Source organism: Enterovirga sp., assembly GCF_028290205.1.
Taxonomy (GTDB): Bacteria; Pseudomonadota; Alphaproteobacteria; order Rhizobiales; family Beijerinckiaceae; genus Enterovirga.
Map to the genome: position 1 here is coordinate 1 of NZ_JAQGKF010000068.1, position 10358 is coordinate 10358.

11 protein-coding genes are annotated in these 10358 nt (G+C 64.9%); 10 read left to right on the top strand and 1 reads right to left on the bottom strand.

Going from position 1 to position 10358, the window contains the following annotated elements; translation table 11 throughout:
* Positions 1–108: 108 nt before the first annotated feature.
* The 3 genes from JWR86_RS04670 to JWR86_RS04680 all read left to right on the top strand — a co-directional run bounded on the left by JWR86_RS04670 (position 109) and on the right by JWR86_RS04680 (position 2591).
* Entirely contained in the window at positions 109–1053 is a 945-nt protein-coding gene (locus JWR86_RS04670) for a M24 family metallopeptidase (RefSeq protein ID WP_299561434.1), read from the top strand.
* Positions 1054–1077: 24 nt separating this feature from the next.
* On the top strand, positions 1078–1455 hold the full coding sequence (locus JWR86_RS04675; RefSeq protein ID WP_299561436.1) for a nuclear transport factor 2 family protein: 378 nt from the start codon (positions 1078–1080) through the stop codon (positions 1453–1455).
* Between the two features lie 503 nt (positions 1456–1958).
* Positions 1959–2591, top strand: a complete 633-nt coding sequence (locus JWR86_RS04680; RefSeq protein WP_299561438.1) for a flavin reductase family protein — start codon at positions 1959–1961, stop codon at positions 2589–2591.
* 47 nt (positions 2592–2638) lie between these two features.
* Here JWR86_RS04680 and JWR86_RS04685 read toward each other — a convergent pair whose 3' ends face one another.
* Positions 2639–3445 carry a GntR family transcriptional regulator gene (locus tag JWR86_RS04685; protein ID WP_299561440.1) on the bottom strand — a complete coding sequence of 269 codons (807 nt, stop codon included), beginning with the start codon at positions 3443–3445 and terminating at the stop codon, positions 2639–2641.
* A 295-nt stretch (positions 3446–3740) separates the two neighbouring features.
* On the opposite strand from JWR86_RS04685, the gene JWR86_RS04690 reads away from it, so the two are divergent.
* The 7 genes from JWR86_RS04690 to JWR86_RS04720 all read left to right on the top strand — a co-directional run.
* The gene (locus tag JWR86_RS04690; protein ID WP_299561442.1) at positions 3741–4406 is read left to right on the top strand and encodes an amino acid ABC transporter permease; all 666 of its coding nucleotides are present in this window, start codon (positions 3741–3743) and stop codon (positions 4404–4406) included.
* Between the two features lie 8 nt (positions 4407–4414).
* Positions 4415–5173 (top strand): amino acid ABC transporter ATP-binding protein, encoded by a 759-nt coding sequence (locus JWR86_RS04695; RefSeq protein WP_299561444.1) that lies wholly within the window; start codon positions 4415–4417, stop codon positions 5171–5173.
* A gap of 73 nt (positions 5174–5246) precedes the next feature.
* Complete coding sequence (locus JWR86_RS04700) at positions 5247–6350, top strand: FAD-dependent monooxygenase (protein WP_299561446.1); 1104 nt, start codon at positions 5247–5249, stop codon at positions 6348–6350.
* 93 nt (positions 6351–6443) lie between these two features.
* A complete protein-coding gene (locus tag JWR86_RS04705; protein WP_299561449.1) occupies positions 6444–7310 on the top strand; it encodes a transporter substrate-binding domain-containing protein in 867 nt (288 codons plus the stop codon).
* Between the two features lie 91 nt (positions 7311–7401).
* Complete coding sequence (locus tag JWR86_RS04710; RefSeq protein WP_299561452.1) at positions 7402–8688, top strand: ArgE/DapE family deacylase; 1287 nt, start codon at positions 7402–7404, stop codon at positions 8686–8688.
* Positions 8685–9602: a polysaccharide deacetylase gene (locus JWR86_RS04715; protein ID WP_299561455.1), complete on the top strand. Its 918-nt coding sequence runs from the start codon at positions 8685–8687 to the stop codon at positions 9600–9602. The genes JWR86_RS04710 and JWR86_RS04715 overlap by 4 nt, the downstream gene beginning before the upstream one ends.
* A 103-nt stretch (positions 9603–9705) precedes the next feature.
* The coding region (locus tag JWR86_RS04720) for a M20/M25/M40 family metallo-hydrolase (protein ID WP_299561458.1) at positions 9706–10358 on the top strand (653 nt) is incomplete at its 3' end.

Consider the following 10358-nt stretch of genomic DNA (forward strand, 5'->3'; position numbering starts at 1 on the left):
GGTCGTCAGGGGCGGCCACAATGTCACCTATCTGGGCGGCGTCGCCTACCACGGAACCCTCGCGCGTCACCTCGATCTCGCCGGCTCGCGCCGCGGTGTGGCGGTGATTTGGCCGCGCCATTCCCCCCGGTCTTCGTGGTCGACGCCACGGCAGCGGGAGCCACCCGGGCCGAGAGCTGGATCGAGCAGGTCGTCGTCTTTGACGGCTATGCCGAGGCGTTGTTCGGACGGGTGGCCGCCGTTTTGGAGGATCTTGGGCTGGGACGCGAGTCGGTCGGGTTCGACAAGAACTTCGTCGGGGCCGGGTTCTGGGAGGATGTGTCCCGCTGCTGCCCTGCGATGCGCATGCGGGACGCGACCGAGCTTCTCGACGAGGTGCGATGGATCAAGACGCCGGGCGAAGTGGAGCGCTTCCGGATTGGCGCGAAAGTGCTCGACCAGGTCTTCGCCGATGTCTTCCCGACGATCCGGGCGGGCGAGCGAGAACGGGAGGTCCACGGGCGCATCATCGGCGGCTGCCTGGCGGCCGGCGCGGAATTCGCTCACGGCATCCTGAACTCGCACCGAAACACCGTGATCTACCGGGGCGAGAGCGCCTTCCAGTTCGAGCGCGGCGACATCGTCCGCACCGACTACCTGGCCTATGTGGACGGCTACCCTGGTCACCAGAGCCGGAATGCCGTGATCGGCCGTCCCTCGCCCGAGCAGAAGCGGGACTACGCGCTCTACCACGAGATCTACCGGGCGACCGCGGAGCGGCTCAGGCCAGGAGCCGTGGTCGGCGAGATCTACGATTTCGTGCGGGCGCGCTTTCAGGCGATCGGTTGGACCTACACGGCCGGGCTCGTCGGGCACAGCGTCGGCGCCTGGTGGCACCAGCAGGAGCCGATCTTCTGCCGCGGCGGCCGCACGATTCTCGAGCCCGGGATGGTCGTGGCGCTTGAGCCGTTCCTGGACCATTGGCACTGCCAGGACCTGTTCCTGGTCACCGACCATGCGCCGGAGCTCCTGTCCCCGGACTTCGACACTGGCGAGATGTTCGTCATCGACTAAGCCGCCCCGGCTTCCATCAGGAGCGTGACCTTGACTGAACTAACTTGTCTCGAAGCGGCCGTCCGCCGCTATCTCGACCTCATGTACACCTGTGACGTGGCCACCTTCGATCAAGTGTTCGCTCCGACGTCGCAACTGCACGGGATACGTGACGACAAGCTGATCATGTGGTCGGCGGCGGAATACAAGGACATCCTGTCGAAGCGGATCTCCCCGCAATCCGAGGGTGCTCCGCGAGAGGAGAAGATCCTCCTCCTTGACTTCGCATCTGAGACCCAGGCCCTTGCCAAGGTGCAGGTCCGCATCGGACCCAGTGTCTTCATCGATTACCTGACGTTCCACGCGGTGGGCGGAGAGTGGCGGATAACCGGCAAGGGCTATCACGTGGTGCAACCTCGATAATGCAAGGGGCTGCGCAGGTTCCTTCGAACACGTCGGCCTTGCTGAGGGTTCGAAGTCCTGATGCAACTCCGTCCGGGGTTGGAGCGGGAGGATGGCCGAGCGGCCCGAGACGATCCCGACAATGGCCCACAGTCGCTCGCCTTCCGCGAGCGGCATATGGGTACAGCCCGTACGCCAAGTAGTAGAACGGCCCGACCCCCCGGATACCGAAGAAGCCCAGCGTGCGAGGGCAGACGCGAGTCGCCGTGACCCGGGTGCGTTCGGCGGGTTTCCTTTTTCGGCACAGCGTGAACTGGATCGTCGCGCAGGGATGGATGCGAGGGAAGGAGCCCGTAAGCTCTTGTTGCGGGGAGCCATCTCCGGGCTCTATCACGGTCCCTAGCGCTCCTGCCGGCTAGGGATATGCGGGCTGGGAGCGAAAGCACGACGGGCCCGTCCAGCGCAAGCAAACGACATTGGGCGGTCCGGCCTCCCGCTGAAACACGACCTGCTGAGGTAAGAGAATGGAAGTTGCCGCGGAAGCGTTGGACGAAGCGGAGTGCTACAAGCTTCTCTCCGGTGCGGTCGTCCCGAGGCCAATTGCCTGGGTCAGCTCCCTCACAGAAGGCGGATCCGTCAACTTGGCGCCGTTTAGCTGTTACACCTTCGTGTCGACGGTGCCGCCGCTCATTGCCATCAGCTGCGGTCGAAAATTCGGCGTGGTCAAGGACACGGTCTCGAACGCGGTCCGGTCTGGCGAGTTCGTGGTCAATGTCGCGTCGCATGACATGCTCGACGCCCTCCATCACAGCTCCGCGGAGCTTGCCGCGGACACAAGCGAGGCGGAAGCTCTGGGCATCGAACTGGCCGCGAGCCACGCCCTTGCGGCTCCGCGAGTGGCGCGAGCTCAGATCAGCATGGAATGCCGGACCAGGGACGTCATCGAGTTCGGGACGCATCGCACGCAATTGCTGATCGGCGAGGTCGTCTGGTTCCACGTGAAAGACGAATGCCTGCGGGGCGGCCGTATCGACACCGCCTTGCTGGATCCCATCGGCAGGGTCGGCGGGCCGAACTACGCCCGGCTCGGCGCGATCGAGGGCAAGGAACCTGTGGCGACATCGTCCGTCGATGCCGCTCGGAACAGGCGCCCCTAGGCCCGGGCCCCTGCGGCAGCGACCCGTATGCGGCTTGTGCCTGCCCGTCAGGCAGTCGACGCCGCTTTCCGCTTTCTCTCTTGGCGTTTTCCGCCCGGCTCTGCCGCCGAGGTCGCCTGCTGATCCGGCGACATGCCTTTGAACGAGCGTCCGAGATGCCCGCGCAACGCCGCTTCAGCCGTGTCCCGATCGCGGCGACTGAGTGCTTCAATGATCGCGCGATGGTCTTTCAGCGCCTCGCGCGCGCTCTCTTCCGTTTGCTGGCTGAGCCAGGAAGGATTGAGGAAGTATTCCCTGAAATCCGCTATCAGGGCCGCCAGCCTTGGCGAGTGCGCAGCCCTGGCGATCGCAAGATGGAAGGCCTCGTTCAAGGCCGCCCGCCGGCGGTGCTGGCGATAGCTGGTCGCCTCTGCGGTCTCGACGAGGGACTCCAGGACTTCCAGCTGCTTGTCATCGATCCGCGAAGCAGCCAGTCCAACGGCGCACACCTCCAGCGCCTCTCGGATCAAGTAGATCTCTTCCATCTCGGCCCGTATGTCGACGACCTCCACCCCGCCTGCTGCCAGTTCGTGCACTAGGCGGTCACCGATCAGCCGCGAGATAGCCTCGCGGACAGGCGTTCTGCTGACGGCCAGACGCTCCGCAATCTCAACCTCCTTCAAACGCGCCCCTGACGGAAGCTCGCCGTAGAGGATGGATTGGCGCAGCCGCCGGTAGACCTGATCCGCGATGCGGTCGGCCCGGGTGATGCCGCCGGACGGTCTCGGTGGCGATCTCAGCCCATCGCGTGGACCGGCCGTCGCGCCTGGGCGGGCCGAACGGATCACTGGGGGCACCGAACTACGGTTCTTCATGATGAGGGTCCGACCTCGACCGGGCCAAGCGCGTCCGGACTCTTCAAGCGACATCGCCGAGGGGCAGGGCAGTCCGTGGTTGCGTCCGCCCCAGCGCGTTCATCGACAGACGTGTGCAAGGAGCCGTATGCTGGATACAGGGCGGCGGGTTGAGGCGCAACGCCTTCGCCACCACTGCGCGTGGTGGCATTCGCCGGGGCAGTACACTGTGGCCCGCTGCTTGCGGGCGCTTGCTCTGCATGCAACATTCAGCGCACAGGGTTGGGTGGCGCGTTCGGCGGCAGCTAGGCAGGCGATGGACTACACGTGGCACTTCCAGGTCGTCTGGGACTACCGGATGGTCTTCGTCCGCGGGGCGTTGGTCACCGCCCAGATCACGTTCTGGGCCGTGGTGATCGGCCTGCTTCTCGGGCTGCCGCTCGGTCTGATGCGACGGAGCGAGATGCGCCTGGTTCGCGCGCCGGCGGCCGGCTTCATCGAACTGTTCCGGTCGACGCCGGCCTTGGTGCAGCTCGTGTGGATCTACTACTCGCTGCCGATCCTCACCGGTCTTCAGATGAGCAGCGTCGTTTCGGTGTCCATCGGGCTCGGCCTGCACGCGGCCGCCTATTTCGCCGAGATCTTCAGGGCCGGCGTGAATTCGATCGGCCGAGGGCAGTGGGATGCCGCGCGAGCGATCGGCATGACCTACTCGCAAGCGATGCGTCGGATCGTCCTTCCGCAAGCGGTCCGTCGAATGGTTCCGCCCTTCATCAACGAGTTCGCGTCTCTCATCAAGTTGACGACGCTCGGGTCTGCGCTCGCCGTCGACGAGCTGCTGCATGAGGCGAACAACCTGATCAACAACACCTACCGGCCTCTTGAGATATACACGGTCCTGGCGGTCGCATTCGCCGTCTTGATCTATCCGATCATCTTCTTCTCTCAGCGTTTGGAGCAGCGGTGGCAGCGCGGTCAATGAGGCCTGTCATGATCAGCGCCCGCAACGTGCGGAAGTCGTTCGGGACTCATCTGGTCTTGAAGGGCATCGACCTCGATGTCGTGAAGGGCGAGGTGCTGGCGATCATCGGCCCGAGCGGCTCCGGGAAGAGCACGCTTCTCCGGTGCATGAATTTTCTGGAGGAATACGACGGCGGCGAGATCTGGTTCGGCGATGAACTGGTCGGCTACCGAAAAACGGCCTCCGGTCGGCTTGTGAAAGACAGCGAGGCCCGGGTCGCGGCGATCCGCACCCGCATGGGCATGGTCTTTCAGAGCTTCAATCTGTTCCCGCACATGACCGTGCTCGAAAACGTTGTCGAGGGTCCAAGGGTGGTGCAGCGCCGCAAACGCGACGAGGTCGTCGCCGAAGCGAAGCAGCTGCTGGAGCGCGTGGGCCTGTCCGCCAAGGAGGATGCCTATCCGGGCACTCTGTCGGGCGGTCAGCAGCAGCGGGCGGCCATCGCACGTGCGCTCGCGATGAGACCGGACGTCATGCTGTTCGACGAACCGACCTCTGCCCTCGACCCCGAGCTCGTCGGCGAGGTCTTGGATGTCATGAAGGCTCTCGCGGCAGACGGGATGACGATGGTTGTCGTCACGCACGAGATGTCATTCGCGCGTGAAGTCGGGGACCGCGTGATGATGATGGACGAGGGCAACCAGGTCGAGATCGCGGAACCCGCCACGATCTTCACGAACCCGTCGCATCCGCGGACGGTGGAGTTTCTGCAGCGGGTCCTGCGGTGAGCGATCGCGACTGAAGAACCTGACCGCGGGGGATAGTGACCCAGCCGCCGTCACCGAGTGCGAGGAGAAGGAGATGCGGGTTGGCATATGTGGAGGCGGGATCGGAGGCCTTGCCGCCGCGATCGGGTTGGTTTCCCTCGGCCACGACGTCGAGGTGTTCGAGAGATCTCCGGATCTCCGGGCGACGGGAGCTGGCCTCAACCTGTGGCCGAATGCGGTGCGGGCGCTGTACGGGCTCGGCCTGCGGGAGCCGTATGACCGCATCGCCGTGAAGTTGGACCGCTACCTCGGCTACGCGCCGGATGGAAAGCTGCTGTTCGAGAAGGACACGAGCGGATGGCCGGCCAAATACGGCGCGCCGTCGACTGGTGTCTATCGGCTCGCCTTGAACACCATGTTGGCAGACGCCTACGGTGCCGATCGGATCAGGTACGGCTCCGAAGTGGTGTCCGTCGAGAATAAGGCAGACACGGCCGTCTGCCACTTCAGCGGCGGCGAAAGCTTCGAAGCCGACGTGATCATCGGCGCGGACGGGATCAACTCGGCGATCCGAACGCAGCTGATCGGCGGCGTTAAGTTCCGGCCGAACGAGCACCACGCCTTCCGTTTCCGCTCGGTGATCGACCTCGACCTCGTGGACGTGGATCCGGCTGCCCAGACCGGGATCTACACGCCCGGCGGGTGGCTATCCGTGATCCCGATCGGCGGAGGGAAGGCCTATTGGTTCGGGTCGGTTTCCGGCGCGAGGAACGTGGACGAGTTCATCGCCTATTTCGCATCGTGGGACCGCACGCATATCCCGAGGACCATTTCTCTCACGCCTCGCGACAGCATCGTCGAGAGCCCCCTCCTCGACGTAGACGGAACTCCTTACACCTGGACGCAGGGGCGGGTGACCCTTCTGGGCGACGCGGCCCACCCGATGATGCCGGATCTCGCTCAGGGCGCGAGCCAAACCTTTCTCGATGCCTTGGCTTTGCGCGACGTCTTCGCCGAGACGGGCGACGTTGACGAGGCTCTTCGTCGGTATGAGGCGATCCGCCGTCCCGCCGCCAATTACGTGGTCGAGCGCTCCAAGAAGGGAAGCTATCTCGGCAAGCACCGCGTCGATCCGGTCGCGTTTCGGTACGAGGACGAGATCGAGGCGGTCGGCAAGGACGAGCATGTTCCTGCCTGATCCGAGTATCCCGGTCAGCCGGCCGCCTGGTGCTGATCTTGCAACGATCAATCCTGCACTGGGCTAAGTTCGAAGACTGAAGGAGGGGTAACAATGAAACAGATTTTACGACGCGCGCTCGTTCTCGCTGGCCTTGCGACGGTGGCGCTGACATTGCCTGCCGTTTCGGAGGCGAATGCCCAGACGATGGACCGGATTCTCCGGGATAAGTCCATCAAAGTCGGTTACATCCCGTCACCCCCCGGAACGATCAAGGACCCGGCGTCGGGAGACGTGAAGGGTTACTACATCGACGGCCTTCGTTACATCTTCAAGGCGATCGGCGTCGAGGTGGTGCTCGTCGAGACGACCTGGGCGAATTTTGCGGCCGGCCTTCAGGCCGGGCAGTTCGACATGTCCATCGCCGGAACATTCGCAACCGTGCAGCGTGCCGCGGCTGTCGAATTCACCAAGCCGATTCATTACCTTGGCTATAGCGCGGTCGTGAAGAAGGGCGACGATCGGTTCAAGACCCTGGCCGACTTCAACAAGAAGGGCATCAGGATCGCGGCCGTTCAGGGTGGAGCCGCCGCGGAATACGTCAAGGAGAATTTCGGGTCGGCGACCCTCGTGCTGCTGAACACCTCGAATCTGACGGCGCCGTTCGTGGAGGTTTCCTCGGGGCGCGCGGATGTCGGGATCGAGGACGCCTGGCAGGCGCGCCGATACGCATCCCAGCAGCCCGGTGTCACCGACCTCTTTCAGGAAAAGCCGTACAACCTGCTGCCCATCGCCTGGAGCGTGAAGCGTGGCAACCAGGAGCTTCTGAACTTTCTGAACACGTCGATCGACTTCATGCTGCTGACCGGTCGCTGGGAAAAGATGTCGACTCCGTATGGCATGACCGGCCGCTACTATGATGCGCCGAGCCTCGCGCCCTTCGGGACCGTGAGCGAAGCTCCGGCTGAAGAGAAGAAATAGGCCTGCGGAGGCGCCTGGCCTGCGGGCCGGGCGCCGAGACTGAGGACATCCCGATCCAGGGTCTTTCCCGGGTCAGAGGCCAGGTGGCGCAATGCTCGACGCGAAGCAGAAGCTTCTGAACCGCATCAGCGAGGACCGGGAGCTCCTCGTGGATTACTTGCGCGACTTCATCCGCATCCCGAGCCCGAATCCGCCGGGCGACACTCGCGATGCAGCTCGACACGTGACCGACTTGCTCGAACGCCGCGGCATTCCCTTCCGGATCATCGCACCGGAAGGGACGATGCCGAACATCATCGCCACGTTCGACTGCGGAGGACCGGGCCGCCACCTTGCACTGAACGGACATATCGACGTCTTCCCCGTCGGTGACGGATCGGGGTGGACGAAGGATCCGTGGGGCGCCGAACTCGAGGACGGGCGCATCTACGGGCGCGGCGCCTGCGACATGAAGAGCGGCACCACAGCCTCGATCTTCGCCTTCCTGTACCTGCATGAGCTGCGGCACACCCTTCGCGGCAAGGTGACCCTCTCTGTCGTGTCCGACGAAGAGACGTTCGGGCCCTGGGGAGCCCGCTATCTCGCGGACCACCACCCCGAGATTTTCGGCGATTGCTGCCTGAACGCGGAGCCGACCGGCCGGACGACGTTCCGGTTCGGGGAGAAGGGCCCGCTCTGGCTCCGCTTCACCGTTCGGACTCACGGCGCGCACGGCGCCTACGTGCATCGCAGCGCCAGCGCGACCAGGATCGCCGCACAGGTGATCGGTGAACTGGATCGGCTGACCGAGCTTCCGCCTTCCGAACTTGGCAACCTGACCTCCACGCTCGACGCTGCCATTGCGACTGCCGACGAGGCCTGGGGGGCTGGAGCTGGCCAGAACGTGCGCCGGATCACCGTCAATCCGGGTTTGGTGCGGGGCGGCGTCAAGGTGAACATGGTGGCGGCCGAATGCGTCTTCGAGGTCGATATCCGCCTGCCGAACGGGTTGGACGACGCCGACGTCCGGAGAGAGGTCGACGCCATCGTGTCGCGCTACCCCGAGGTCAGCTACGAGCAGATCCTGTACAATCCGGCCAACTGGACGCCACCCGACACGGAGATGGCGGAAGTGGTGCGCGCCAACGCGAAAGCGGTGTCAGGAATCGAGCCCATACCGGTCGTAAGCCTCGGCTGCACCGATGCCCGCCTGTGGCGGTACAAGGACATCCCGGCGATCGTGTTTGGGCCGTCTCCGATCGAGATGGGCGGCGTCGATGAGTACGTGGAGACCGAGGAGTTCCTCGACGTGGTCAAGGTCCACGTTCTGTCCGCCTACGACTACCTGAGCCGCCCCGCAGCACCTCCCGACCTTCTCAGATCCGAGGCCGACAGATGATCAAGAACCCGCCACCATGGCCGAACGGTGCCCGATGTGCGGTCAGCATCACCTTCGACATGGACGCCGACAGCATCCTCCATCTCGCGCACCACGCGAGTGCCCATAATCGTGTCCAGGCCATCTCGATGTTGCGATACGGGCCGGAGGTCGCGGTGCCCCGCATCGTCGAAATGTATCGCCGCTTCGGCATCCGCCAGACGTTCTTCGTCCCCGCGTGGTGCATCGAGCGCTACCCACAGGCGGTCGAGACCATCCTGCGGGACGGGCACGAGATCGGTCACCACGGCTACCTGCACGAGCACCCGAACGGCCTTCCCGAGGAGGAGCAGGTCTACTGGCTGCGCCGGTCCAGCGAGGTCATCAAGCGCGTCACGGGACGACATCCGCGCGGCATCCGGGCGCCGACCTACAAGTTCTCGGCCGCGATGCTGGATCACCTCGTGGCGGACGGGTTCAACTACGACGCCTCGCTGATGGGCGACGATGTCCCGTACCTGCTGAGCAACGATCACGGCAGCGTCGTGGAACTGCCGACCCATTACGGCCTCGACGACTGGCCGCACTACATGGCCTCGCGCGACCTGAGTTACATCATGCCGGTCAAGTCTCCCGCGCAGGCAATGGACGGCTTCCGGGCCGAGTTCGATGCCGCCTGGCAGCACGGCGGCCTGTGGATTGCGGTCTGGCACCCGTTCCTGTCCGGCCGTCTGGCGCGATGCTGCGCGATCGCCGACCTGATCGAGTACATGATGAAGAAGGGCGATGTCTGGTTCGCCCCGATGGAAGACATTGCGGCCCATATTCGCACCATCGTGGCGAACAAGACTTGGGTGCCACGCGTGGACCAGCTTCCCTACTACACGGGTCCCATTCCGGAGCTCGGCGAGGCCGAGCCTAGCCTCGCGCATTGAGGCCGATGCTCGTCCGCTGACGCGCCGCTCCGGTCGCCCGGAGACGGGGCGAGCTCCGCCCCGTCTTGCCGGGGTGATCCACCATTCGAAGGAGGCAGACTTGATGCAGATCGACGCCGGCTTGCGGGACGAGATCCTCGCCTGGATCGCTGAAGACCGTGAGGCGATCCTCACCTCCATGCAGGAATTCGTGCGCATCCGCTCACCGAACCCGCCCGGCGACACGCGCCTCGCGATGGACCACGTGCGGGGGATCCTGGAACGCCATGGCGTCGCCTACGAGATCAGATCCCGGGATGAGAGCATGCCCAACCTGGTCGCCTCGCAGGCCTTCGGCGATGGCGAAAAGCACCTCGTCCTGAACGGGCATATCGACGTGTTCCCCGTCGAGACGGAAGCGGGCTGGTCGCAGGATCCGTGGGACGGCGAGGTGGCGGGGGCCATCTGGGGACGCGGCAGCGCCGACATGAAGGTCGGCACGACGGCCTCCATCATGACCTATGTCTACCTGTCCCGGGTGGCGCAGCGGCTCGGGGGGCGCCTCACGCTGACCGTCGTGTCCGACGAGGAGAGCTTCGGCCCGAACGGGGCGCGCCACCTCTTCGACGTCTGTCCGGAGGCCATCACAGGCACGGCCCTGCTCAACGGGGAACCGAGCAGCGCCAACACCGTCCGGTTCGGCGAGAAGGGCGCCCTCTGGCTGCGGATCACGACGGCGACCCCGGGCGGCCACGGCGCCTACCCGCATACGAGCCC